General features: G+C 37.9%; 20 protein-coding genes and 2 pseudogenes. 18 read left to right on the top strand and 4 right to left on the bottom strand.

The window, feature by feature from the left end:
* Nucleotides 1-16: 16 nt before the first annotated feature.
* The 12 genes and pseudogenes from BkAM31D_RS13185 to BkAM31D_RS13130 all read left to right on the top strand — a co-directional run bounded on the left by BkAM31D_RS13185 (nt 17) and on the right by BkAM31D_RS13130 (nt 12439).
* Nucleotides 17-910: a helix-turn-helix domain-containing protein gene (locus tag BkAM31D_RS13185; protein WP_066150058.1), complete on the top strand. Its 894-nt coding sequence runs from the start codon at nt 17-19 to the stop codon at nt 908-910.
* A 181-nt stretch (nt 911-1091) separates the two neighbouring features.
* Complete coding sequence (pgsA, locus tag BkAM31D_RS13180; protein WP_066150055.1) at nt 1092-1670, top strand: CDP-diacylglycerol--glycerol-3-phosphate 3-phosphatidyltransferase; 579 nt, start codon at nt 1092-1094, stop codon at nt 1668-1670.
* Nucleotides 1671-1685: 15 nt separating this feature from the next.
* A complete protein-coding gene (locus tag BkAM31D_RS13175) occupies nt 1686-2939 on the top strand; it encodes a competence/damage-inducible protein A (RefSeq protein WP_066150052.1) in 1254 nt (417 codons plus the stop codon).
* Complete coding sequence (locus tag BkAM31D_RS13170; protein WP_066150049.1) at nt 2936-4564, top strand: DEAD/DEAH box helicase; 1629 nt, start codon at nt 2936-2938, stop codon at nt 4562-4564. Before BkAM31D_RS13175 ends, BkAM31D_RS13170 begins: the two co-directional genes overlap by 4 nt.
* A gap of 259 nt (nt 4565-4823) precedes the next feature.
* Entirely contained in the window at nt 4824-5873 is a 1050-nt protein-coding gene (gene recA / locus BkAM31D_RS13165; protein WP_066150046.1) for a recombinase RecA, read from the top strand.
* A gap of 154 nt (nt 5874-6027) precedes the next feature.
* Entirely contained in the window at nt 6028-7017 is a 990-nt protein-coding gene (locus BkAM31D_RS13160; RefSeq protein WP_066150042.1) for a metallophosphoesterase family protein, read from the top strand.
* A complete protein-coding gene (locus BkAM31D_RS13155) occupies nt 7010-8437 on the top strand; it encodes an AAA family ATPase (protein ID WP_066150039.1) in 1428 nt (475 codons plus the stop codon). Before BkAM31D_RS13160 ends, BkAM31D_RS13155 begins: the two co-directional genes overlap by 8 nt.
* An 11-nt stretch (nt 8438-8448) precedes the next feature.
* The gene (locus tag BkAM31D_RS13150) at nt 8449-8697 is read left to right on the top strand and encodes a hypothetical protein (RefSeq protein ID WP_066150036.1); all 249 of its coding nucleotides are present in this window, start codon (nt 8449-8451) and stop codon (nt 8695-8697) included.
* Nucleotides 8690-9355 (top strand): OLD family protein, encoded by a 666-nt coding sequence (locus BkAM31D_RS13145; RefSeq protein WP_066150034.1) that lies wholly within the window; start codon nt 8690-8692, stop codon nt 9353-9355. The genes BkAM31D_RS13150 and BkAM31D_RS13145 overlap by 8 nt, the downstream gene beginning before the upstream one ends.
* Nucleotides 9356-9517: 162 nt before the next feature.
* Nucleotides 9518-11080, top strand: coding sequence for a ribonuclease Y (gene rny, locus BkAM31D_RS13140; protein WP_066150031.1), 1563 nt, complete (start codon nt 9518-9520; stop codon nt 11078-11080).
* Nucleotides 11081-11219: 139 nt separating this feature from the next.
* Nucleotides 11220-12014: a TIGR00282 family metallophosphoesterase gene (locus BkAM31D_RS13135; RefSeq protein ID WP_066150028.1), complete on the top strand. Its 795-nt coding sequence runs from the start codon at nt 11220-11222 to the stop codon at nt 12012-12014.
* 165 nt (nt 12015-12179) lie between these two features.
* Nucleotides 12180-12439 (top strand): annotated as a pseudogene (locus tag BkAM31D_RS13130) (stage V sporulation protein S).
* Nucleotides 12440-12515: 76 nt separating this feature from the next.
* On the opposite strand, the gene BkAM31D_RS13125 reads toward BkAM31D_RS13130, so the two are convergent.
* Genes BkAM31D_RS13125 through BkAM31D_RS13110 form a run of 4 tightly spaced genes read right to left on the bottom strand, consistent with a single transcriptional unit; the run spans nt 12516 to nt 16723 of the window.
* Entirely contained in the window at nt 12516-12731 is a 216-nt protein-coding gene (locus BkAM31D_RS13125) for a CLC_0170 family protein (protein WP_066150025.1), read from the bottom strand.
* Between the two features lie 15 nt (nt 12732-12746).
* Nucleotides 12747-13958, bottom strand: coding sequence for a Ger(x)C family spore germination protein (locus BkAM31D_RS13120; RefSeq protein ID WP_066150022.1), 1212 nt, complete (start codon nt 13956-13958; stop codon nt 12747-12749).
* Complete coding sequence (locus BkAM31D_RS13115) at nt 13951-15072, bottom strand: GerAB/ArcD/ProY family transporter (RefSeq protein ID WP_066150019.1); 1122 nt, start codon at nt 15070-15072, stop codon at nt 13951-13953. Before BkAM31D_RS13115 ends, BkAM31D_RS13120 begins: the two co-directional genes overlap by 8 nt.
* Nucleotides 15017-16723: a spore germination protein gene (locus BkAM31D_RS13110; RefSeq protein ID WP_066151091.1), complete on the bottom strand. Its 1707-nt coding sequence runs from the start codon at nt 16721-16723 to the stop codon at nt 15017-15019. Before BkAM31D_RS13110 ends, BkAM31D_RS13115 begins: the two co-directional genes overlap by 56 nt.
* A gap of 431 nt (nt 16724-17154) precedes the next feature.
* Here BkAM31D_RS13110 and BkAM31D_RS13105 point away from each other — a divergent pair.
* The 6 genes and pseudogenes from BkAM31D_RS13105 (at nt 17155) to mutS (ending at nt 25809) form a co-directional block, all read left to right on the top strand.
* Nucleotides 17155-18913: pseudogene (locus BkAM31D_RS13105) on the top strand (2-oxoacid:acceptor oxidoreductase subunit alpha).
* Nucleotides 18914-19780, top strand: a complete 867-nt coding sequence (locus tag BkAM31D_RS13100; protein ID WP_066150014.1) for a 2-oxoacid:ferredoxin oxidoreductase subunit beta — start codon at nt 18914-18916, stop codon at nt 19778-19780. It begins immediately after the preceding pseudogene.
* A gap of 211 nt (nt 19781-19991) precedes the next feature.
* Complete coding sequence (miaB, locus tag BkAM31D_RS13095) at nt 19992-21617, top strand: tRNA (N6-isopentenyl adenosine(37)-C2)-methylthiotransferase MiaB (RefSeq protein ID WP_066150011.1); 1626 nt, start codon at nt 19992-19994, stop codon at nt 21615-21617.
* Complete coding sequence (locus BkAM31D_RS13090) at nt 21614-22039, top strand: YlbF/YmcA family competence regulator (protein ID WP_066150009.1); 426 nt, start codon at nt 21614-21616, stop codon at nt 22037-22039. The genes miaB and BkAM31D_RS13090 overlap by 4 nt, the downstream gene beginning before the upstream one ends.
* A 424-nt stretch (nt 22040-22463) precedes the next feature.
* Nucleotides 22464-23027, top strand: a complete 564-nt coding sequence (locus BkAM31D_RS13085) for an outer spore coat protein CotE (protein ID WP_066150007.1) — start codon at nt 22464-22466, stop codon at nt 23025-23027.
* Between the two features lie 169 nt (nt 23028-23196).
* Complete coding sequence (gene mutS / locus BkAM31D_RS13080; RefSeq protein ID WP_066150004.1) at nt 23197-25809, top strand: DNA mismatch repair protein MutS; 2613 nt, start codon at nt 23197-23199, stop codon at nt 25807-25809.
* The last annotated feature ends 12 nt before the right edge of the window (nt 25810-25821 follow it).

The raw sequence follows: 25821 nt of genomic DNA, 5'->3' as shown, positions 1-25821 counted from the left end.
TAGGTAGGTGTTAGGATTGTCAGAATTAGGTCAGTTTTTAAAAGAGGCTAGAGAACAGAAAAATATTTCATTAGATGACCTTCAACAAACGACGAAAATACAAAAAAGATATTTGGTTGCGATTGAAGAGGGACGGTTTGATACGTTACCGGGTCTCTTTTATGCGAGGGCATTTGTTAAATCGTATGCAGAAGCAGTTGGTCTTGATCCGGAGCCTCTATTTGATCAATATAAAAATGAGCTCCCAAACCCACAACGAGAGGCTGTTACACTTCCATCGAGGGCTGAACGTTCCAAATCAGTTAGTCCAAGAAAACGAACAAAGAAAGGGTCGATTTTCCCAGCCCTTGCTGCCATTGCTTTTATTGTGGTTCTAGTTGTTGGCATTTGGATCTTTGCTCAAGGAAATGGGGCAAGTGAAGGTGATGCGATCGCACCCGACGACAGTGAAAATTTAGATGCTGAGTTTTCAGATGATGTTGGTAATGACGAAGAAGCATCAGGAGCAACTGAAGAATCGGAACCTGTTGAAGAAGTTGAAACAGTTGAAGAGGAAGAAATCGAAGAAGAGGTAGAACCAGAACCTGAATTCACTCTGAATTTCATAAAGAGTGAAGGCAATACATCATTCTTTGACCTTGAAAATGGACGCTTATCAGATGTTTTAATTGAATTTAATGGAAGTTCCTATGTTGATATAAAAAATGAGCTTGGAAAAACTTTTTATAGCGGCACGCCAACAAAAGGGGATGAATTAACGTTCGACTTTGAGGCAGAGGAACGAGTTTTATTCAACTTCGGTGCGTCACAAAATGTAGATTTTTATATAAATGGGGAGCAAGTTGACTTCCCGTTAGACCGAACGCATCAAAAAATCGATATTGAAATTTTAGATGGAGATTCAGAATAAGGACTCAAATTTCCTCGCAAAAGAAAAAATGACTTGCCGTCAATAGGGCAGGAAATCAATCTTTTGTGAGGAGTAGAGTCTTTTTTTGATGAAAGAGAAAAATGGTTGAATTTATCAATCGTGTTAATTATGATACAATGAAAGTTGAAGCAATCATTGTTTATGAAGGAAGGGAATTTTGTTGAATTTACCGAATAAAATAACGATCTCTCGTATTTTTCTTATTCCAATTTTTATGATTTTTTTATTAGTACCATTTTCTTTTGGTGAAGTTAACTTTATAGGGACAATGATTCCAATTGCTCATCTGATTGGAGCTATTATCTTTATCATAGCTGCTGTAACAGACTTTTTAGATGGCTACTATGCGAGAAAATATCAGCTTGTGACAAACTTAGGTAAGTTCTTAGACCCGCTTGCTGATAAGCTATTGATTACAGCTGCATTAATTGCACTAGTTGAGCTCCAACTTCTTCCCGCATGGATAGCAATTATTATTATAAGTCGAGAGTTTGCTGTTACAGGTATTCGATTAGTTGCAGCGGCAGATGGTGACGTAATTGCTGCAAGTAATTTAGGGAAGCTCAAAACGGTTTCTCAAATCGTGGCAATATCTGCATTGATGTTACATAACTGGCCGTTTCAAGCGATTTCATTACCGTTTGACATGATTGCAATTTGGGTTGCTACCTTTTTAACAATTGTGTCAGGAGTTGACTACTTTCAAAAAAATCAACATATTCTTCTTAAATCAAAATAACAGGCGGTAGATGCAATGAATGCTGAAATTATATCTGTAGGTTCTGAATTGTTACTAGGACAAATTGTCAACACGAATGCAGCATACCTCTCACAAGAATTAGCCATTTTAGGAGTGAATGTTTTTCATCAAACTACTGTAGGAGATAATGACACAAGGTTAACAGAAGCATTAATACAAGCGAAAAAAAGATCTGACCTTATTATTTTAACCGGTGGTTTAGGACCAACTAAAGATGATCTCACAAAGGAGTCGGTAGCTCGTTTCGTAGGAAAACCTTTAGTACATCATGAACAATCTTTACATAATATTGAAGAATTTTTTAAGAAGCGTAATCGACCGATGTCTGATAATAACCGAAAGCAAGCACTCGTAATAGAAGGTAGCCATGTACTAATGAACCATTTTGGGATGGCTCCGGGGATGGTAGTCACTTTTGAAGGAGTCCTATTTGTTTTATTACCGGGCCCACCGAAAGAGATGAAGCCGATGTTTACCAATGAATTGCTTCCTTATATTACTGCACAAGTAGGTAGTCGCGAATCGATTACATCAAGAGTACTTCGTTTCTTTGATATCGGTGAATCGCAACTTGAGACGGATTTATTAGATATAATTGAGGGGCAAACAAACCCGACAATCGCGCCTTTGGCTAGTGAGGGTGAGGTTACTTTAAGACTAACCGTTAAACATGCTGATGAAAAAGAGCAACAAAGACTGTTGGATGAAACTGAAGCACTTATTACAAACCGTGTTGGAGATTACCTATATGGATATGGTGATACATCATTAATAGAACAGCTCTTTATCCAATTGCAACAGAAACAGGTTACGATTGCTTCTGCAGAGAGCTTAACAGGCGGGAAATTTTCTGGAATGTTGACTTCTTTTGCAGGTTCATCCTCTGTCTTTAGAGGGGGAGTTGTCTCCTATGCAACAGATGTGAAAGAGAAAGTATTGGGAGTGCAAGGAGATATTATTAACAAGTTTGGAGTTATTAGTTCACAGTGTGCTAAAGAGATGGCACGTTGTGCGAAAGATCAATATCGTGCAGAGATTGCCATTAGCTTCACGGGTGTAGCGGGCCCGGCTCGTCAAGAAGAAAAAGAACCTGGTACTGTCTTTATTGGAATTGCTGGATTAACAAAAGAACCGCTATCTTATGAATTAAATTTAGCTGGTGGACGAGAAGCTATTCGAGATCGTGCCATTAAATATGGATGTTTTTATTTATTGAACGAATTGAAAAGGTGGAATAAAGCAGAATGACAACGTATTTTAATGATTTTAATATCTCAGATTCAATTAAGAAGGCAATTAAGGATATGGGTTTTGAGGAACCATCCCCCATTCAAGAAAAAGCAATTCCAGTCATCTTGGAAGGGGGAGATGTAATCGGCCAAGCACAGACAGGAACAGGGAAAACGGCGGCATTTGGTATACCCGTTGTTGACAAAGTTACTTCTGATCGCTATGTTCAAGCCCTCATTTTAACGCCAACGAGAGAACTTGCTATTCAAGTATCTGGTGAATTACAAAAATTATCTATTCATAAACCAATTCGAACACTACCTATATATGGTGGACAATCAATTAGTCATCAAATTCGTGCTTTAAAGCAAGGGGTACAAGTTGTAATTGGAACACCTGGAAGAATCCTTGATCACTTACGCCGTCAAACGTTAAAGTTAGATCGTGTGCATACAATTGTTCTAGATGAAGCTGATGAAATGCTTGATATGGGGTTTGTTGATGATATCGAAGCGATCCTTCGCCAAGTGAATACAGAGAGACAAACGCTTTTATTCTCAGCAACAATGCCCCCTGCAATAAAGAAACTGTCGCATAAATATATGTCGACTCCTAAAACAGTAACAATTAATAAAGGTGAAGTAACAGCACCATTAATCGATCAAATGTATTATAAAGTTCTAGAACGGAATAAAATTGAGTCATTATGCCGTATCATCGATAGTGAAGACATTGAACTTGGAATTTTGTTCTGTCGAACGAAAAAAGGAGTAGCTGAGCTTGCAGAAGCTCTTCAAGCAAGAGGATATCTCGCCGATGGTTTGCACGGTGATTTAACTCAATCACAACGAGATGCTGTCATGAAGAAATTCCGTGATTCTTCAATAGAATTTCTCATTGCTACAGATGTAGCAGCGCGAGGCATTGATGTTGATAATGTGACACATGTGATAAACTACGATATCCCTCAAGACCCTGAGAGTTATGTACATCGAATTGGTCGAACGGGACGAGCAGGTAGAAAAGGTTTGGCTTTAACTTTAGTGACACCACGTGAGATGAAACACTTGCGTTCTATCGAACAAGAAATTAAAATGAGTATTCCATCACAAGATGTTCCTACTATTGAAGAAGTGGTTGTAAAGCAACAAGGCTCCTGGAAAAAGTTAATCTCAGATGCGATCACGGGCGGTGGAAAAGAAATAGAATTGTTTGCCCCGCTTGTCGAAGAAGTATTAGAAGAATATGATGCTCGAGCTGTCGTTTCAGCCCTTTTGAAAATGAACTTTTCACCATCGACTACAACTGAAGAATCTGGGTATAATTTTGGTGACACAGGTGCTGCGAAAGGAAAGGTTCGATTCTTTATAAACGTTGGAAGAAATGTTAATATGACACCGAAAATCTTAATTGAATCGATCTCTGAACTTGTTGGCATTCCTGGTAAGACGATTGGCAAGATAGATATTTTTGAAAATTTTACCTTTGTCGAAGTTCCAGAAGAAGCAGCGCCGTTTGTATATGAAGCACTTCGTTATTCTCGAATTAACGGAGCTAGAGTGAATTTAGAACCTGCAAAACCTCGTCCGAAGCGTGAGCGACCACCAATGCGCGAACGCCGGACAACTCCAAGCCGTAGCTAATAAAATTAGCGTATCAAGGATCCACCCCCTGGATTCTTTCCTCTCGAGGTTGTCTCAAAAGATATTACGATCTTTTGAGACAAATCCTCTCCTTACTTTCATTCTTCTTTTCCAACTATTCTCTAACTATTTTACCGAATAAATGTTCGTAAAAACTATTGGCAAAAGCGAAGAAAACAGGTATGATAGAGTAGAACGAAACATAGATTCGCTTTTCCAATTTTATATATATATTATTTATTATAGAGGAGAGATTTAAATGAGTGATCGTAAAGCGGCCCTTGATATGGCCTTGCGTCAAATTGAAAAACAATTTGGTAAAGGATCGATTATGAAGCTTGGAGAACAAGCGGAGCAAAGAGTATCAACAGTTTCTAGTGGTGCTCTAGCATTAGATATCGCGCTTGGGGTTGGCGGATATCCAAAAGGCAGAATTATTGAGGTATATGGACCGGAATCCTCAGGTAAAACAACTGTAACTCTTCATGCAATTGCTGAAGTTCAACGCCAGGGAGGGCAAGCTGCATTTATTGATGCAGAACATGCTCTTGATCCAGTCTATGCACAAAAGTTAGGTGTAAATATTGATGAGCTTTTACTTTCTCAACCAGACACTGGTGAACAAGCATTAGAAATTGCTGAAGCTCTTGTTAGAAGTGGTGCGATTGATATTCTAGTTATTGATAGTGTTGCAGCACTTGTTCCAAAGGCGGAAATTGAAGGGGACATGGGAGATAGTCATGTCGGCTTACAAGCTCGTTTAATGTCTCAGGCACTTCGTAAATTATCTGGTGCGATTAACAAATCTAAAACAATTGCAATCTTTATTAACCAAATTCGTGAAAAAGTTGGAGTTATGTTTGGAAATCCTGAAACAACTCCAGGCGGACGTGCACTAAAGTTTTATTCTTCAGTGCGTCTTGAAGTTCGTCGTGCTGAAACATTAAAGCAAGGAAACGATATGGTTGGTAACAAAACGAAAATTAAAGTTGTGAAAAATAAGGTAGCTCCACCATTTAAAGTAGCGGAAGTTGATATTATGTACGGAGAAGGTATTTCACGTGAAGGTTCCGTATTAGATATAGCTTCTGAGCTTGATATCGTGCAAAAGAGTGGTGCTTGGTACTCATTTAATGAAGAGCGTCTAGGACAAGGACGTGAAAATTCAAAACAATTCTTGAGAGAAAATGCGGAAATTTTGAATGAGGTTGAAACATTAGTTCGTGATCATTACGGTCTTAATGGTGAAATTGAAGTGCCAGCAGCTACTGATGAGGAATTTGAAGAAGTTCCTTTCGATTTAAAATAAATCTCTAGTACGTATTTGGTTAAGAATATACATGCATAGAATAAGCACCTTTTTAGAGGTGCTTATTTCCTTTTCTAAAGGTGTGGGAAAGTTTATAGTAGAAGTAAGGTTAAAGTTTTAAAAGAAAATGACATAAATAAAGGAGCGAGTTGAGATGAAATTCTTATATGTGACGGATACTCATATTCGCGGAACGACACCGAAAAATCGCCTAGATGTTTATACAGATACATTGAAGGAAAAGTTGGAAGAAGTAATTACATTAGCTAATTATGAAAATGTGGATATGATTCTTCATGGTGGCGATGTATTTGATCGACCAGATTTATCACCGAACGTAGTAGGACAATTTGCTAAAATATTTATGAAAGCTGAAATGCCAATTTATGTTGTAGCAGGTAATCATGACACGTTTGGACATAATCCGGACACCATTTCTAGAACGATGCTTGGGTTAATGGATTCGTTTGGGGTTATGCAAGTTATCGATCAAAACAATCCGATCTTATTTGAGAAAGATAACATTAAAGTGCAAATATCTGGACAACCATATCACTACGATCTAGACCAACGAGATCCGAAATTAGACTATTACCCAGCAAATGTAACTGAAGCGGATTTTATGATACATATGGTTCATAGTATGCTTGTTGAGAAAGCATTGCCTGAAGGAGTACCTCATACGATAATTGATCATATATGGGGCACGCCGGCAGATATTTTATTTACAGGTCATTTCCATGGTGGCTTTGGAATTAAGGAGCGAAATGGAAAATTCATTTGCAATCCAGGTGCTCTAGCGCGTGTGAATAATCACTGGTCTGAGATCAGTAGAATGCCTAAGGTAATTATTGGTGAAATTGTGGATCGCAATATCTCTCTAAAGGAAGTAACGATCAAAAGTGCACGAACTGGTGAAGAAGTTCTTGACCGAACATTTTTGGAAAAGGCTGTACATCAAGAAGAAAAACTTCATAGTTTTGTTCAGCAAGTAAAAGAGGCATCCAAATTTCAATCACTTAATATGAGTGATATTATATTAGAAATTGCCTCATTAAAAAATGTTGAAGAGAAAGTAAAGCAAGAGGCACTTCGCAGAATGACGGTTATTGAGGAGGTGTGGAAAGAAGAGGATTATGCATAATATAAAAGCAGTAAGATTAGAAAATTTCCAATCACATCTTGATACGTATATTGAGTTTAATCAAGGGTTAAACGTGATTGTAGGACAGTCTGATAGTGGAAAAACCGCAATTCTTCGAGGAATTCGCTGGGCCTTATTTAATCAGCCTCGTGGTACGGATTTCATTCGTGTCTCCGGAGATTTTGTAAGAGTTACGGTTCTATTTGAGAACGATACCGTCATTATAAGAGAAAGAACGAGTTCTAAAAATCGTTATACGATTCGTAAACCCGATCAAGAGGAGCTTGTTCTTGAAGGCTTTGGGATCCATGTTCCAGATGAAGTGTTGCAAGCTCATGGGATGGGTCATTTAAAAATTGATCAGGATAATGAGATTATGATCCATCTCTCGCAACAATTAGACGGTCCCTTTTTATTAGAGCAAACGAGTTCGATTAGAGCCAAGACATTGGGGCGGATTAGTGGAGCTCATTTCCTTGATATGGCCATTCGTGATACAACGAAAGACCTTTCACAGCTCAATTTAAGAATGAAACAAGAGCAAGTTGTCATCGACAAGTTAAAGGAAGAACTAAAAGAATATGAACATTTAGATCAATTAAAAAGCAGTCTTGTCACTTCAGAACAAAACATTGAAAAGCTTGGAGCGGTGATTAGTAAAAAGGAGAGGCTTGAACGAATACAACAACAATGGCAAGAGGTAAGAAAAGAAGAAGAGTTGGCTATGGATCGAATACAACTTGTACAAAATATGTCATTGTGGCAGGAGCGAGTTTATGAGCTTGAAAGAATGATTCAACGTTATACTACGTTTAAGGACAAGCTTACTAGAAAAAATGAGCTCGAAAAGGATAGTGAAGTTTGCCAGAAGTGGATAGCAAAAACAGAGCAAAATGACACTGCAAATACAAAATATCGTTTAATAGGGGAAGCGCTACAGCGATTAAAGCTATTGGAAGCCATTGACAAGCAATTAAATCAAATGACTAATTTGATGAACCAAGAAAGTAAACATTTAAAGCAATCTGATTTTTTAACATCTATTAATCTTGATCAGCTTCATGCAGTACCAGAGAAACGATCAAGGCAGAAGCAATTAGTGAATGTTCAACGTTCGCTTTTACAAATCGAGAAGCAAGATAACCAAATTAATCACATTTTTAATAAACTACCAAATGAAGAACAGCTCGAGAGCAAACATAAAAAGATCGTTAAGCAAGCAGAGCGGCTGGAACGTATAAAGCAACTTGAAAATAGTTTTAGGGATTATCAAAAGAGAATTCAAGAAGGAAACCGATATATGGCGCAACAAGCACAAGAATTGGAATGGAGAGAACAAGAGTTACAACAACAGTTGTTAAAAGCAGGAACGTGTCCAACGTGCGGTCAATCCATTTGCCGTCACGAAAATCTAAAATAGAGGTGAACATAATGACAGTGGAACAGCAATTAGCCCAAATAAAAAAAGCAATTGATAAAGCACGAGATATGCGTTACCGGGCTGAAGCCAAATTAGAAGAATTAGAAAATCAAAAAGCACGTCTACTAATTGAATTAGAAGAACTTGGAGTAAAACCTGAAGATCTAAATCAAGAAATTCAAAAGTTAGAAATTGAAATTGAACGTTCTTTGAAGGAAACATGGGAGTTGATTCCTAAGGAATTGATAAGCAATGACTAATGTTGCAAATCAACTGAAGGAACTTGAAAAACGATATAAAAAAGCACAAAATCAGTGGATGAGACTTGATGCAAAAAGAGTTTTATTAGAAGAACAGATTGCAGAGAAACTGAAAGAGCTTGATTCATATTTTGAAACGATAGATACATATGAAAAAGCAAGAGTGCTGTTGCAACAATCTGCAGAGTACGCTAGAGAACAGGCTAAGCAACAAATAGAAACATTAGTAACAAATGCGCTGCAGTATGTCTTTGGTCCTTTGTTTGCTTTTCAAATCGAATTAGAGGAACATGGGAATAAGGCTGTGGCTGAATTTTATGTAATATCAGAGTATGAAGGGGTAAAAATAAAAACTAGACCACAAGATTCTAGAGGGGGCGGAGTCGTTGATATAGTAACGCTTGCTCTTCGCGTTGCATTAATAGAAACGGTTCAGCCAAGACGAGAAGGTCCGTTGTTATTGGATGAGCCAGGGAAGCATGTTTCTGGGGATTATGTTCTATATTTATATGAATTTCTAAAATCTCTAAGCACAATGTTTAACCGGCAAATTATTATGATTACGCATAATTATCATTTAGCTCAATCAGGGGACCTTGCTTATGAAGTTTCGATAAGAGATGGGATAAGCGAAGTTGCTAAAATTGACAACACTTGACATTCATAAAAACGAGCTTTAAAATTAAGTGGAATGCGGTGAAGTTTTATGTCATATTTATTTTTTCCGCGATCAAATGTAATATGCGTTTGTTTTTTTATAACTGATGAAGTATGACAGAATGAAAACCAACAATTAGATAGCAAGGGGAGGTGAAAGAGTATGGATATTATAATCATCTCCATTTTGCTTGTTGTCTCTGCAGGTATTGGTGCAGTTGTTGGATATCTTGTTAGAAGATCCATTGCAGAAGCGAAAATTTCTAGTGCGGAACATGCAGCAAAACAAATTGTGGATGATGCTAAGCGTGAAGCGGAAGCGAGTAAAAAGGAAGCTGTCCTCGAAATGAAGGATGAAGCACATAAGATTCGTACGGAAGCGGAGCGTGAAGTTCGTGAACGTAGAAATGAGATTCAAAAACAAGAGAATCGTTTGGTTCAAAAAGAAGAGATTCTTGACCGGAAGAGTGAAACCTTAGATAAGAAAGAAGAATCTTTGGATAAAAGGGAGGAATCTCTCACCAAAAAACAACGACAAATTGAAGAGATGGATAGCAAAGTGGAGGAAATCTTGAACAAGCAGCAAGCTGAGCTTGAACGAATTTCTGGATTTTCTCGCGAAGAAGCTCGTGAAACCATTCGAAGTGAAGTAGAACAAGAGCTTGCTCATGAAACGGCTCTTGTCGTCAAGGAACGAATGGCACAAGCGAAAGAAGAAGCTGATAAGAAGGCGAAAGAAGTATTGTCTCTTGCCATCCAACGTTGTTCTGCCGATCATGTTGCAGAAACAACCGTGTCGGTTGTTACATTGCCTAATGATGAAATGAAAGGTAGAATCATCGGTCGTGAAGGTCGAAACATTCGTGCTTTAGAGACATTAACAGGGATTGATCTAATTATTGACGATACGCCTGAAGCAGTTATTTTATCTGGCTTTGATCCAATTCGTCGTGAAATTGCTCGTACAGCATTAGAAAAACTTGTTCAAGATGGAAGAATACATCCTGCTCGTATTGAAGAAATGGTTGATAAATCGCGTCGAGAAGTCGATGAAGCGATTAGAGAATACGGCGAACAAACGACTTTTGAAATGGGAATTCATGGATTGCATCCTGATTTAATTAAAATTCTTGGTCGTCTTAAATTTAGAACAAGTTATGGTCAAAATGTGTTAAAGCATTCGATGGAAGTTGCTCACTTAGCTGGGCTAATGGCTTCTGAATTAGGAGAAGATGTTAAGCTTGCTAAAAGAGCCGGACTTCTTCATGATATTGGTAAAGCCATTGACCACGAAGTGGAAGGAAGTCATGTTGAGATCGGAGTAGAGTTAGCAACGAAGTATAAAGAACATCCAGTTGTGATTAATGCAATTGCTTCTCACCACGGTGATACAGAGTCAACTTCTATAATAGCAACGCTCGTGGCTGCAGCCGATGCGCTTTCAGCAGCAAGACCAGGAGCAAGAAGAGAAACGCTTGAGACATATATTCGTCGTTTAGAAAAACTGGAAGAAATTTCAGAGTCCTTCGATGGCGTTGAAAAGACTTATGCTATACAAGCTGGTCGTGAAGTGAGAATTATGGTTCGACCTGATGTCGTCGATGATGCACTAGCTCACAAGCTAGCTCGAGATATTACGAAACGAATTGAAGAAGAACTCGATTATCCTGGTCACATTCGTGTTACCGTTATTCGAGAAACAAGAGCAGTTGAGTATGCAAAATAAAGTGGCGATATTCGTCACTTTATTTTTTTTAAGGATTTTGGCATCCTAAGAAGGAGTAAGTAGAGCCGTTTTCTAGTAGCCAAATGATACTTTGAAAAAGTATATTAGGATATAGATGTTAGAGAGTAAAGGAGTTTATATGAGAATTTTATTTATTGGGGATGTTGTTGGATCTCCTGGACGCAAAATGGTGAAAGAATATACAATGAAGCTTAAACAGCAATATAAACCGACTATTACAGTCATTAATGGAGAGAATGCAGCATCGGGAAAAGGAATTACTGAGAAGATTTATAAGGGGTTTTTAGATGCAGGTGCTCAAATTGTCACATTAGGTAATCATAGCTGGGATAATAGAGAAATCTTTGAATTTATTGATCAAGCAAAGGCATTGATCCGACCAGCTAATTATCCTGCCGGAGTGCCAGGAAAAGGCTATACATTATTCAAATATAATCAAATTGAAATAGCTGTAATTAATTTAATGGGAAGAACTTTTCTACCAGCAATTGATTGTCCCTTTCAAAAAGTGGATGAGATATTAGAGGAATTGAATGGACGGACACCGTTTATTTTTGTTGACTTTCATGCTGAGGCTACTAGTGAAAAACAAGCTATGGGCTGGTATTTGGATGGAAGAGTGTCAGCTGTTGTAGGAACTCATACACATGTACAAACAGCTGATGAGCGTATTCTTCCACAAGGTACGGCTTACTTAACAGATGTTGGAATGACGGGACCTTATGATGGGATTCTTGGAGTGGAGAAGGAAGCGGTCCTGCATCGTTTTCTTACAAGTTTACCTGTCCGATTTAATGTAGCTGAGGGGCGAGAGCAATTAAGTGCTGTTGTAATTGATTTAAATCCTAAAACAGGACAAGCAACTTCGATTAAAAGAATTCTAATTAACGAAGATCATCCTTTTTATGCATAATATTAGATTAAATTTCTGTTTTTAGGAATAAGGATAGACTTTGTGAAATAGGATGAATTAGATGAACATCTTGTACGATTAGTGAGTTCCTTGCTTATATATTGACGCATGAGAACAATCGTAATCATAGACAGCCCACTATTGTTTACAGAGGAGGTACAAGAAATGGAAGTCTTAAAAGTTTCAGCAAAGTCTACTCCCAACTCTGTTGCTGGTGCACTAGCCGGAGTAATCCGTGAAAGAGGAGCAGCAGAAATTCAAGCAATTGGAGCAGGAGCACTTAATCAATCAATTAAAGCGATTGCGATTGCAAGGGGTTTGTCGCCCCAAGTGGAATTGACCTCGTTTGTATCCCAGCCTTTACAGATATTCAAATTGAGGGTGAAGAACGAACAGCGATGAAAATAATCGTTGAACCAAGATAACGGTCAAGGTTCAGTTTCATGCAACAAGAACCATTAAAAGAGGGGGATCTATATGATCCCTCCTTTTAGCGGTTTGTTAGATAAGAAAATAGTAGAACCATGCATTGTAGCACCAATTTCCTACTAAAATCGTTCCTCCGATGGCAATATGAATCCAACCGAGGACTCGAACAAGCTTTTGTTCTGTTTTAAGTTGATCGCGTTTGTAGATGCCACTGTCAAAAAAAAGTGCAAATATACCAGAAAAGATAAACAAGAAAATTGAAAGATAAATGACTCCATCTTGATGCATCTCCTTTAGTCTCCTTTACTTATTTTTCATTCCAATTCGTTTAATGCTAGCGGTCACTTTTAACTCAACACCTAAATCTTGATAGATCTCGCCCCATTTTTCTTTTGTCTTCACATGTTGATTCCAGTATTGCCGATGTTTTGCTCGAAAGTGTTCACCAAAACCAAAAATATCTGATTGATTCTTTTGTGTCTGTGCTATTAAATTCATAAAACTTTCTTTTGCGTTTTGGCTGAGTGCATCTTCAATTTCACGTATAGATTCAGATGTTAATGTAAAATCCATTGTTAATACTTCCTCTATTTCTCCATCAACATGAGTATTAATCAGAATTTTTGGTTTACCATTGACAATCTCCGTTCGAAACCTTGATTTTCGCTTGATCGATTTGAACATAATTGTTGCATCTTCTTCTTTGAAAGGAAGTAAGACAGAATAACCACCCGGATTGATTCCCATAATTGCCATATAACGACCGATTTCAAGTGCTTTAGTTGTTCCAATAAGTTTTCCATCTCTAAAATAAGCAAGTCCTGAGATTTCTATATTGCCATTTTCTTTAATTGTCACAAAAGGTAATATTGGTTCTTGACCTAAACTAACATATTTCGTCCATGCAATCCCCATATATTCTTCAGGGAATTTCCCAATTTTAATTGCTTCATCAATAACGGCAACTAAATAAAGAGCTGGGATTCTTCCTAATTCGGGTTCTAATTCCATATACTTGTCTGCTGTTCCTTCTGCTACAATCATCCAAGCGGTCCTTCTTATTTCTGGATTTCGTCTCCAAAAATCCCCAAACCGTTCTAAGCCAGCTTTGGCTAAAGCATCACTTACGACTAAAACACGCAAATGACCCATGAAAAGAGGAAGCGATACTTGTTGTTCAAGGTTTTCCCAAGCATCACTGATCGTTCGGCCTGTTACTTTAATAACCTTTACGGTATCTTTGCCAGTTACCCCACCTTCGCCAGCACTACCTAAAGGAAGGCTACCGGGTTTTGCGATTTGTACGGTAAGACGAACAGCACTTTCGTGAGGAAAAGTTATATCCTGCTTGTTTTCATGTGTAATTTCACTCTCTTTTTCTACTTCCTCTACTGAAGCTATATCAAAAGAAATACCTAACACATTGGCCCTTCGTTCTATATCAGAATAATCCCAGCAACCACTTAGGCAAACGATCAGTAGCAGAAGTAAGAAACTAAAACATGCTTTAGCCATGAGAGCTTGTACTCCTTCCGTGATCTTGCTTTCCTATTGTTTTTTTTATCAAAAAAATAGCAAGTAATAAACTTGGATAGATAATGGTAAAAAAAAGGCCAGTGATCGCGAGATACTCGGCAAAACTATACACTTCTGTTACGTTACGCGGAATAGCAGATATTAAAAAGACCATTGGTAAGATAAAAAAAGAAAATAGTTTATGGTCTTTCAGACGACAAACTTGCTTTAGACCATAAACAATAATGAAATAACTAGAAAATAAAGAAGTATAGACGGCAGTAACCCAAACAGCTAAATAAGCAGCGTCCAACCGCTGTAGAATCTCTCCTGGTAAAGTCGTTATTCTTGTAAGTTCCAATGTCGGCCAAATAAGGTTCTTTATTTCTTCTGATCCAAATACAGAAAGAGTGGCAATGACAATGATAAGATAAAGTCCAGCTGAGAGGGCAAGGCCCCATGTAGCTGCCTTGAGTGCTTGGCGAGATTCTCTCATTGCTGGCATGATGACCGTAAGTACAAAAGAAAATTGAAACATCGCTGTCACCAATAATATTGCTTTAATATGGTTGGTTGGATTGTTTCCGAGTACTGGTTGAAGGTAAAGCACATTTGAGTGTTGCAAGGAAGCAATCGTAATAATAAGAACGGGCATAAAGACAATTGGGAAATAAAAATGATGGATATAAGCAAATGTCGTAATGTTATTGCGGCAAGAAATCGCAACTAAAACTAAAATGGCTACAACAATTATCTCTAATGGAGTTTCCCGTAAGACAGAGGTCCTAACGACAGCTCCAAACTCCCGAGCAGTAAAACCTGCAGCTACAGCAAAAAAAGCAATAAGCAAAGTATTAATCAAACGAGCCGGCCATTTGCCGATAATGTCTTCACTATATTGAAAAAGTGTTTTGCCTTTGTATTTATTTCCTAGATGAGAGAGGACCCAAATTGGTAGAAACGCAATTAGGATCCCAGTGCTTGTAAGAAGGGGAGCGAGTGTATCGACTTCCTCAGTCACTTCTCTAGCAATGGTCATTAAACCAGTACCTGTAATGCTACTTGCGATGATAATCGCTGTTTGAATGGCCGTTATCTTTTTTGGATACTCCATTTGTCTTATCCCACCTTTTATAACCGGCTTGTAAATCTAATGGGTTACTTTGCTCTTGATTGAATTCCATGTCTTCATTTTTTCCTAACCGATCTTGGTTTTTCGGATGAAACTGTCCAGGACGTTTAGGCATTTTCCAAAGTGGCATTCGAATAATGGTATCTTTCATTCCTTGAAAATCTCCTGGAACAATCGGTGTTAAATATGGAACTCCAAAAGATTTTAAAGAAAGAATGTGATTCATGACCAAAATGAAGCCAAACATTAACCCAATTAAGCCAAAAATTCCAGAAAGTATTACGAGTGGAAAGCGTAGCATTCGCAATGCAATTGCGGCATTATAAGCTGGAGTAGCAAACGAACCAATCGTCGTTAAAGCAATGACAACGACTGTAATTGGATTTACAAACCCAGCTTCAACGGCAGCTTGCCCGATTACTAAAACACCAACAATCGACAGTGCACCGCCAACCTGCTGTGGAAGACGTACTGTTGCTTCTCTAAGCACTTCCATCGCAATTTCCATAAATAAAACTTCTATCACAGTCGGAAAAGGAACACCGGCTCGTCCACTAGCGACGGCGATCGCAAAATCTGTTGGTATAAGCTCCGGATTAAAAGCAATGATTGCCACATAAAAAGATGGAAAAAAGAGTGCAAAAGAAAGAGCTAATACACGGAGCAATCTCAGTAGACTACCCATCATAAATCGTTCGGTATAATCCTCGATCGTTTGAAAGAATTGGGCAAAAACAGCAGGGGCAATGAGTGCAAATGGTGATCCGTCGACTAGGAGGACAACTTTCCCTTCTAGCATTGCCGAAACTGCTTTGTCAGGACGTTCTGTATTTTGAATTTGTGGAAATGGAGACAGGTGACTGTCTTCAATAAATTGTTCAATGTAACCTGAGTCTTGAATTGTATCAATGTCAATGGAAGTAACACGGTCTTTTACTTCCTGTACAAGCCCGGGGTCCGCAATTCCTTTAACGTAGCATAAAGCCACCTTAGTATTCGTTACGCGTCCCACCTTCATTGTATTTATACAGAAATCTGTTGTTTGCAAACGATAACGTAGTAAAGCAATATTAGAGGATATCGGTTCAATAAATCCCTCACGCGGCCCCCGAATCGCTCTTTCAGTGTCCGGATTGTCTACCGAGCGTTTATCAACATTACGGGCACCGATAACAAAGGCTTCATTTAAACCGTCGATCAATACAATTGAATTGCCTTCCATCAGTGCTTGGAGCAATGTCGATATATCACCAATGAGCTTAGCATCTGCATGAAATAGAGTTTCATTTAGCAATACTTCTTTTAGGTAAATTTTTGAAACTTTCTCCTTTTCTAGATGCAATGGTGGATACATAAACGATTTCAGTATATCCTGTACATCTTCTTTATTATTGAAATATTCAAAGTAAAAGAGAACGGCGTCATGTTTGCCAAATACATGAAACCGTCTCATAACCATGTCATCATTATCACCGAGTAAATTTTGCAGAAATTCAATAGACTGTTGTATATCGGGGTTTACTTTTTGATTTTTAAATTTTGCGATTGTTTGATCTGTCGGTGTTTGAAATTGGTCTTCGTTGTTTTGTTTTGTCTTCTTCTTTTTAATAAGCCGAGGCTTTCGATGTTTCATCACGTTAACCTCTCCTTTTAACGTTATCTATGATATTGATCTTTTAAGAGTCTGATTAAAGAGGTTTTATTACCATTATGACCGTTCAAATGACTAGATCTCTTTTTAAAAGGTCAATGTCATAGTTAGGCCGAAGAGAGAAAATAAATCTGGTTTTATTTTGGATAGTTTGTCACATGTAAGGAGAAATATTCAATGTATAAAATGGTGAAATATTAATTAAGAAAACGAGAGAAGTCGGCTGAAGAGAAGAAGCGACAGGAAAAATAACTTGCATTTTTAGAGGAGAGGGACTATTATAATGACGTTTAAGTTCCTACATTAGATTAAAGTTAAAATAAATTCTAGTAGTCTACTCGGAAATGTGCTAAAATAACTATAATTTTAATTACGTGCTATATAGTCTAAAAGACAAATGAGGAGTGAAGAGAGTGAGAGAGCAATTATCATGGAAAGTCGGGGTCAGCAAGGGGAAGGAATTGAGAGCACAGGTGAGATTTTTGCTTCGGCATTAAATCGCCAAGGTTATTTTCTATTCGGATATCGTCATTTCTCATCTAGAATTAAGGGTGGACATACGAATAATAAAATCCGAGTTAGCACGAAACCGTTAAACTCGATATCAGACGATTTAAATATACTTGTTGCATTTGACCAAGAAACAATTGATGTAAATATTCATGAGCTTCGTCAAGATGGTGTGATTATTGCTGATGCTAAATTTAACCCTGTTGTTACAGAAGGTTATGAAGCTCGTTTGTTCGTTGTACCATTTACTGAAATTGCAACAGAACTTGGTACATCTCTTATGAAAAACATGGTTGCTGTAGGTGCTTCGAGTGCCATTTTAGGTCTTAACCCATCAACTTATCAAGATGTTGTTGAAGACTTATTTTTGAAAAAAGGCGCCACTGTAGTGGAGAAAAATATGGAAGCTATTCGTGCTGGAGCAGAGTATTTCCGTAATGAAGCTGGTGATCTACCAGAGCTAAGACTAGCACCAGCAGATGGTAAGAAAAGAATGTTTATGATTGGAAATGATGCAATTGGAATGGGAGCTATTGCAGCAGGAAGCCGTTTCATGGCGGCTTACCCAATTACGCCAGCTTCTGAAATTATGGAATATATGATTAAGAGAGTTCCTGAATTTGGAGGCACCGTTATTCAAACAGAGGATGAAATCGCTGCTTGTACAATGGCAATTGGTGCAAACTATGCTGGGGTTCGTGCATTTACTGCTTCTGCAGGTCCTGGTTTATCTTTAATGGCAGAGGCCATTGGTTTATCAGGAATGACAGAGCAACCCCTTGTGATCTTTGACACGCAACGTGGGGACCAAGTACAGGATTACCGACAAAGCAAGAACAATCAGACTTGATGGCTATGATCTATAGCACGCATGGCGATATCCCAAAAATTGTCATGACACCAAGTACGGTTGAAGAAGCTTTTTATGATACAGTTGAGGCTTTTAATCTAGCTGAGGAGTACCAATGTCCAGTTATACTAGTAACTGATTTAGCTCTATCGTTAGGAAAGCAAACAGTAGAACCGTTAGACTATAATCGAGTTGAAATTCGTCGTGGCGCTCTTAAACTTGGTGAAGAATTGCCAGAGAGAATTGATGGTACTTATTATAAGCGTTATGAAGTAACGGATTCTGGTGTTTCAAACCGTGTAATTCCAGGAATGAAAAATGGCATTCACCATGTGACTGGAGTAGAGCATGATGAAACTGGAAAACCGTCAGAGAGTCCAGAAAACCGTATTGCTCAAATGGATAAGCGTTTGCGGAAATTAGCTGATTTGCCTAATACATTTAAGAATCCGTTACATGTTCATGCAGAACACCAAGAAGCAGATATTTTGGTTGTTGGAGTGAACTCAACGCGCGGTACAATTGAAGAGGCAATGCCAAGACTAGAAGCTGATGGTATTAAGGTTAATCATGCTCAAATTCGTTTATTGCATCCTTTCCCAGCAGATGCATTAAAGCAACAAATTGCTAAAGCGAAAAAAGTAATTGTTGTTGAAAATAATGCGACTGCACAATTAGCTAATATAATTAAGATGAATGTAGGCGATGTTCAAATTGAACATGTATTAAAATATGATGGAAATCCGTTCTTACCTGGTGAGTTGCATCAGATTTGCAAGAAAAAAGTAGAAGCTAGTAAGGAGTTGGTGTAAATGGCAACATTTAAAGACTTTCGTAATAAAGTAAAACCTAACTGGTGTCCTGGTTGCGGTGATTTCTCTGTTCAAGCTGCAATACAGCGTGCAGCAGCAAATGTTGGCATTGAGCCGGATGATCTTGCTGTGATCTCGGGTATTGGTTGTTCAGGACGGATTTCCGGTTATATTAATTCTTACGGTCTTCACGGTGTTCATGGTCGTGCATTGCCGATTGCTCAAGGGGTAAAAATGGCAAATCGTGACTTAACCGTTATTGCATCTGGTGGAGACGGTGATGGTTTTGCGATTGGTATGGGACATACAGTTCATGCGATCCGTCGTAACATTGATGTCACGTACATTGTTATGGATAACCAGATCTACGGGTTAACAAAAGGACAAACATCACCTCGTTCTGAAATGGGCTTTAAAACTAAAAGTACACCAGGTGGTTCAATTGAATCTGCATTAAATGTAATGGAAATGGCACTTACTGCTGGAGCTACATTTGTTGCGCAAAGCTTCTCTAAAGACTTAAAGGAGCTAACGTCATTAATTGAGCAAGGAATAAATCATAAAGGATTCTCTCTTATTAATGTGTATAGTCCATGTGTCACTTTCAATAAAGTGAACACGTACGATTGGTTTAAAGAAAATATAACGAAACTAGAGGATGTAGAAGAATACGATCCTAACAATCGAATGAAAGCTATGCAAACTTTAATGGAGCATAACGGTCTTGTCACTGGGTTAATTTATCAAAATACAGAGCAGCCTTCTTATCAACAGTTAATTGAAAATTATTCTGACAAACCACTTGCTCACCATGACTTGAAAATAGATGAAGCAAAGTTTGATGAACTTATGGCTGAATTTATGTAAAACAAAAAATCGATGCTCATTACTAGAGCGTCGATTTTTTATGTGTGTCAAACAGCTTTGGTGTAACTTACTAAGATCGACAAACAAGTTTCATTGAGTTTATTGTAAGATCCACGTATAATGTATGAAGGAAACTTCACTGAAATTCGCTCGGAAGAAATAGAGCTTATTATATTTTGGTTGAATGATTTGGATGGAAGGAGTTTTAAAGATGAATGAAGATCAACGTCTTGGACGTTTAGGGAATACATCAGATTCTCAGCTTGAGAATCAAAAGGAAGAAAAATCAAAGAAAGATTATAGCAAGTACTTTGATTTTTCAAATGCAAAAGTTATATCAGAAGAAGATAATAAAAAAGTAATTCGGATCGAAGGCCGTGAAATAGCCATTCATGAACAACCCGATTATAAACAAGGGAAACGTCGTGGAAAAGAAGAGATTCAAGTTTTACGTCCGGACAGTTTAATTCCTGAAGAAATGAAAGGGATTGGGACAGGCAAGAAGTTCTTAATTAGAACGTATGGTTGCCAGATGAACACACATGACTCGGAAAATATGGCAGGGTTGCTACTTGAGATGGGATTTGAAGCAACAGAAGAAACAAATGATGCCGATGTAATCTTATTGAATACTTGTGCGATCCGTGAAAATGCGGAGAATAAAGTATTTGGTGAAATTGGTCATCTTAAACCTTTAAAACTAGAACGTCCTGAACTTATCATAGGTGTATGTGGCTGTATGTCCCAAGAAGAAAATGTAGTAAACCGCATTATGCAAAAACATCAGCATATAGATTTGATTTTTGGAACTCATAATATCCATCGCTTGCCTGAACTTCTTCGCAATGCATTATTTGGTAAAGAGATGGTTGTAGAAGTTTGGTCTAAAGAAGGCGATATCGTAGAAAATATGCCGCGTGCACGTCAAGGAAAAACGCAGGCATGGGTAAATATTATGTACGGATGTGATAAGTTCTGTACGTACTGTATCGTGCCTTACACACGCGGTAAAGAACGTAGCCGTCGTCCTGAGGATATTATTGCTGAGGTTCGTGATTTAGCAAGACAAGGGTATAAAGAAATTACGCTACTCGGTCAAAATGTAAATGCTTATGGAAAAGATTTAACAGATCTTAACTACGGTCTTGGAGACCTTATGGATGAAATCCACAAGATTGATATTCCACGCGTACGTTTCACGACGAGTCACCCAAGAGACTTCGATGATCATCTCATTTCCGTGCTTTCAAAGGGCGGAAATCTAGTTGAACATATTCATTTACCAGTTCAACATGGAAACAATGACATTCTTAAATTAATGGCAAGAAAATATACACGTGAGTCCTATTTAGAGCTTGCTCATAAAATCAAAATGGCGATTCCAAATGCTTCCTTTACAACGGATTTAATTGTTGGGTTCCCAAATGAAACAGAAGAGCAATTTGAAGAAATGCTATCACTTGTTCGAGAGATTGAGTTTGATAGTGCGTTTACGTATATTTATTCTCCACGTGAAGGTACACCTGCAGCAAAAATGAAAGACAATGTTCCTATGGAAGTAAAGCGTGAACGTTTAGCACGCTTAAATGCTCTTGTAAATGAAATTTCAGCAAAGAAGAATCTTGACTATCAAGATCGAACGGTTGAGGTATTAGTTGAAGGAGAGAGTAAGAAAAACCCAGAGGTGTTAGCTGGACGTACAAGAACAAATCGTCTTGTTAACTTCAAAGCACCTAAATCGGTAATTGGTGAGATTGTGTACGTAAAAGTGACAGAAGCAAAAACGTGGTCACTAACTGGAGAAATGGTAGAGATGGCGGAGGTAAAAGGATTATGACAGTAACTTATACAAGAGATGACATTCGATTAAAAGCAAAAGAATTAGCGAAAATGTTAGCTGATACAGAAGAAGTCGATTTCTTTAAAAGAGCGGAAAAGCAAATCAATGAGCATTTAAAAGTTCAAGAGTTGATTGCACAAATTAAAAAACTGCAAAAAGAAGCGGTCAATCTTCAGCATTATGGGAAAAGTGAGGCTTTAAAAGAAGTAGAAGCGAAAATCAATGCTCTTCATGATGAAGTTGATTCGATTCCACTTGTTCAAGAGTTTAAGTCAAGCCAAATTGAAGTAAACGAGCTCTTGCAAATGGTATCCAATACAATCTCCAAAACGGTTACAGAAGAAATTATTACTTCTATGGGCGGAGATGTATTAAAAGGAACTACGACAAAGAATCCATATTTTGATGGTGGTTGTTAAAAGTTTAAACATAGAAAAGATCTGTTGTTTGCTGAAAGATTTTCAGCTCCTACAACAGATCTTTTTTTGATCTAGTAACTTTGATAATTAGAAAGATTTGAGATTAAGGAATTTTCATGACAGACAAACATACTATGTATAAAGGTACTGGTCGTTGCTGTACTGAAGAGTACCAAGTGTATCTTGAATAAAAAAATAGACGCTTTTATCAGAAGTTTTATGATTCATGTACTAAACTAAGAGTTTGCATCATATTGTGTTACAGATAACGCTTTGCTATCATCTTCTATCTTTTTTTCGCACATTGGTTATTCGCCCTGCATATGATGACAGTGAAGCATTTGGCGGAGCGAATTAGGCACGAGAAGCCGACACGAGCGACCGACAACTCGATATGATATGAGAAAGAGGAGGGTTTTGTTTCATGTCTCAAAACTTTAATTATCGTGAAATTATTACAAAAGCGGTATGTGGAAAAGGTCGTAAGTTTTCTGAAGCAACACATACGATTAGCCCTTCACACAGACCGTCAAGCATTCTAGGCTGCTGGATTATTAATCATAAGTACAGCGCCGAAAAGAAGGGTGACACGGTTGTAGTGCAAGGAAGTTATGACATTAACTGCTGGTTCTCGTATAATAAAAATACGAAAACAGACGTAGCTACGCAAACCGTTACTTATTCAGATGCTATTCCACTCTCCATGCAAGACACAAACATTCTTTCAGATGAAATGGATGTCATTGCAAGAGCAATTCAACAGCCTAACACACTTGAGGCAACAATCTCTGAAAATGGAGCAAATGTGGATGTGCAAGTAGAACGTGAATTTCTTGTTGAATGCATTGGCGAAACAAAAGTGGCAGTAGCTTGTAATCCAGATGGATTGTTAGAGGATTTTCCTGCGTCAGATTACTCGGACGATGTCAGTGATGAAGAGTACGAACGTCTTGATCCAAATTTCTTGCACAGTGAATTTGATAAATAGGCGAATGAGCAAGCCACTCGAGGCTTGCTTATTTTTTGTTTACTGGATCAAGGGCAGTGAGCTTAAGGAGAAAAGCTTAAACGATAGGAGGGAGTTTATCCCTAATGCGATCATTAAACAAGCTATGATATAATAAGAGTTGATTGAATATGTACGGTGGAGGATCACAATGGCACAGAATACCCCAATGATGAAACAATACTTAGAAATAAAGGCCCAACATCAGGATGCCTTTTTATTTTTTCGCCTCGGCGACTTTTATGAGATGTTTTTTGACGATGCTGTAAAAGCAGCTCAAGAATTAGAAATTACATTAACTGGACGTGGTCAAGGTGAAGACCGTATTCCAATGTGCGGAGTTCCCTATCATTCCGCTGAGCAGTATATGACAAGGTTAATCGAAAAAGGCTATAAAATTGCTCTTTGTGAACAAGTTGAAGATCCGAAGCACGCAAAGGGTGTAGTGAAGCGAGAAGTTGTAAAATTGCTAACCCCTGGAACGATGATGAATGGAAACATCATTAAAGAAAAAGAAAACAACTACTTAGTTGCTTTAACGGTATTTGAAGACGATTGTTATGGATTGGCACGAACTGACTTAACAACAGGAGAATGTGCTGTAACACTTATTATCGATGATATTGAAGAAGTGATTCAGGATATTGCGAGTTCAGGTGCGAAGGAACTGGTTGTCTCTTCCTCTATAAAAGAGCCTCTTATAAAACAAATTGAGAAAAAATGCTCTGTCACTCTTTCTTATGAGGAAGAATCAGAGCTTGTTAAAGAGTATGAACATTTAGTTGCTGACTTACAATCTGAGAAGTTGATCACAAGCTTTTCAAGACTACTACAATATCTAATCCGAACACAGAAACGTTCATTAGGACACTTACAGCAAGTTACGTTCTATCAAAATGATTCGTTTATGAAAATGGATACTCATACGAAGCGGAACTTAGAGTTGACCGAATCACTAAGAGATAAGAAAAAAGCAGGCTCGTTACTCTCGATTGTCGATCAAACAGTTACTGCTATGGGTGGAAGGCTTGTAAAGAATTGGATTGAACGACCGTTAATTAATAAGAAAACAATTGAAGAGCGTTTAGTGCTTGTCACTGCGTTTCTTGATTCATATTTTGAAAGAGAAGAATTAAGAGATGAATTAAGACAAGTATATGATGTAGAACGGTTAGCAGGTAGAATTGCGTATGGAAGTGTAAATGCAAGAGAGCTTGTTCAATTAAAGCGTTCATTACAAAAAGTACCACTATTAAAATCCTTTATAGAGAAAATCGCTCCACAGTATGTCGAGCGTTGGTTTAAAAATGAGGATCAAATAGAACAATTAATTGATTTATTAGAGCAAAGTTTAGTTGATGACCCACCTATTTCGGTAACGGATGGAGGAATGATTCGTCCTGGTTATCATGAAGAACTTGATTCCTATCGTGATGCAAGTTTGAATGGGAAAAAATGGATTGCTGAATTGGAACAAAGAGAAAAGTTGGAAACGGGAGTTAAATCGCTAAAAGTTGGTTTTAATAAAGTCTTTGGCTACTATATTGAAGTGACAAGAGCGAATCTTCACCTACTACCTGAAGGACGTTACGAACGTAAACAAACGTTATCGAATGCAGAACGCTTCATAACTCCTGAATTAAAAGAGAAAGAAGCGTTAATTTTAAATGCTGAAGAAAAGATGGAGAGCCTCGAGTATGATTTATTTGTGATTGTACGAGAGGAAGCAAAACAATATTTGGAACATATTCAAACATTAGCACATGCGATAAGTGAGATAGACGTTTTAGCTGGTTTTGCAACAGTGAGTGAGAAAAGACACTATGTTAGACCTCTATTTTCAGATGATCGAAAGATTGAGATTGTTGATGGGCGACATCCTGTTGTCGAAACGGTAATTGAGAAAGGACAATATGTTGCTAATGATGTTCATATGCATACTGGTAGAGAGATGTTGTTGATAACAGGTCCAAATATGGCTGGTAAAAGTACGTATATGCGTCAACTTGCTTTATTAGCTGTAATGGCTCAAATAGGTTGTTATGTACCTGCTACAGTTGCAAAACTACCAATCTTTGATCAAGTGTTTACGAGAATCGGCGCCGCAGATGATCTAGCTAGTGGACAAAGTACATTTATGGTTGAAATGCTTGAAACGCGTTATGCCCTAACGAAAGCAACTGAGAAAAGCTTAATTTTGCTTGATGAAATTGGGCGCGGAACATCAACCTATGACGGGATGGCATTGGCTCAAGCGATTATCGAATATATTCATGATACTGTACGTGCAAAGACCTTATTTTCAACCCATTATCATGAACTAACTCAACTAGATGAAACCCTAGTAGATTTAAAGAATGTTCATGTTTCTGCAGTCGAAGAAAATGGCAGTGTTGTTTTTTTGCATAAAGTTGTTGATGGACAAGCCGACAGAAGTTACGGTATTTATGTTGCTGAACTTGCTGAGCTCCCAACAGAGGTAACGAAAAGAGCAGAGGAGTTATTAACAGAATTTGAACAGAGTACGCCGACGGCTGTCACGATCTCATCAAGTGTGACAGAAGACGTAAAGCCTCAGCAACTTTCGCTTTTTTTCGAAGAGCATGAGCCAACGGCAACGGTCAAGGAATCTACTGTTCATACAACTATTGCAAAACAAGAAGAAAAAGTCATCAAGAAACTGATAAAAAAAGATGTATTAAATATGACGCCGATTGAAGCACTACAATTTATTAATGAATTACAGCGTTCACTAAAGGAATGATCGCTGTAACGA

This window comes from Halalkalibacter krulwichiae (genome assembly GCF_002109385.1).
Taxonomy (GTDB): Bacteria; Bacillota; Bacilli; order Bacillales; family Bacillaceae_D; genus Halalkalibacter; species Halalkalibacter krulwichiae.
The sequence above is the reverse complement of the archived record's forward strand: the minus strand, read 5'-3'. Positions and strand labels throughout refer to the sequence as shown.

What these genes read in the sequence shown, in the direction of transcription:
- BkAM31D_RS13175 (WP_066150052.1), top strand. Translation starts at nt 1,686, where the DNA reads ATGAATGCTGAAATTATATCTGTAGGTTCTGAATTGTTACTAGGACAA.
- BkAM31D_RS13170 (WP_066150049.1), top strand. Translation starts at nt 2,936, where the DNA reads ATGACAACGTATTTTAATGATTTTAATATCTCAGATTCAATTAAGAAG.
- recA (WP_066150046.1), top strand. Translation starts at nt 4,824, where the DNA reads ATGAGTGATCGTAAAGCGGCCCTTGATATGGCCTTGCGTCAAATTGAA.
- BkAM31D_RS13160 (WP_066150042.1), top strand. Translation starts at nt 6,028, where the DNA reads ATGAAATTCTTATATGTGACGGATACTCATATTCGCGGAACGACACCG.
- BkAM31D_RS13155 (WP_066150039.1), top strand. Translation starts at nt 7,010, where the DNA reads ATGCATAATATAAAAGCAGTAAGATTAGAAAATTTCCAATCACATCTT.
- BkAM31D_RS13150 (WP_066150036.1), top strand. Translation starts at nt 8,449, where the DNA reads ATGACAGTGGAACAGCAATTAGCCCAAATAAAAAAAGCAATTGATAAA.
- BkAM31D_RS13145 (WP_066150034.1), top strand. Translation starts at nt 8,690, where the DNA reads ATGACTAATGTTGCAAATCAACTGAAGGAACTTGAAAAACGATATAAA.
- rny (WP_066150031.1), top strand. Translation starts at nt 9,518, where the DNA reads ATGGATATTATAATCATCTCCATTTTGCTTGTTGTCTCTGCAGGTATT.
- BkAM31D_RS13135 (WP_066150028.1), top strand. Translation starts at nt 11,220, where the DNA reads ATGAGAATTTTATTTATTGGGGATGTTGTTGGATCTCCTGGACGCAAA.
- BkAM31D_RS13125 (WP_066150025.1), bottom strand. Translation starts at nt 12,731, where the DNA reads ATGCATCAAGATGGAGTCATTTATCTTTCAATTTTCTTGTTTATCTTT.
- BkAM31D_RS13120 (WP_066150022.1), bottom strand. Translation starts at nt 13,958, where the DNA reads ATGGCTAAAGCATGTTTTAGTTTCTTACTTCTGCTACTGATCGTTTGC.
- BkAM31D_RS13115 (WP_066150019.1), bottom strand. Translation starts at nt 15,072, where the DNA reads ATGGAGTATCCAAAAAAGATAACGGCCATTCAAACAGCGATTATCATC.
- BkAM31D_RS13110 (WP_066151091.1), bottom strand. Translation starts at nt 16,723, where the DNA reads ATGAAACATCGAAAGCCTCGGCTTATTAAAAAGAAGAAGACAAAACAA.
- BkAM31D_RS13100 (WP_066150014.1), top strand. Translation starts at nt 18,914, where the DNA reads ATGGCAACATTTAAAGACTTTCGTAATAAAGTAAAACCTAACTGGTGT.
- miaB (WP_066150011.1), top strand. Translation starts at nt 19,992, where the DNA reads ATGAATGAAGATCAACGTCTTGGACGTTTAGGGAATACATCAGATTCT.
- BkAM31D_RS13090 (WP_066150009.1), top strand. Translation starts at nt 21,614, where the DNA reads ATGACAGTAACTTATACAAGAGATGACATTCGATTAAAAGCAAAAGAA.
- BkAM31D_RS13085 (WP_066150007.1), top strand. Translation starts at nt 22,464, where the DNA reads ATGTCTCAAAACTTTAATTATCGTGAAATTATTACAAAAGCGGTATGT.
- mutS (WP_066150004.1), top strand. Translation starts at nt 23,197, where the DNA reads ATGGCACAGAATACCCCAATGATGAAACAATACTTAGAAATAAAGGCC.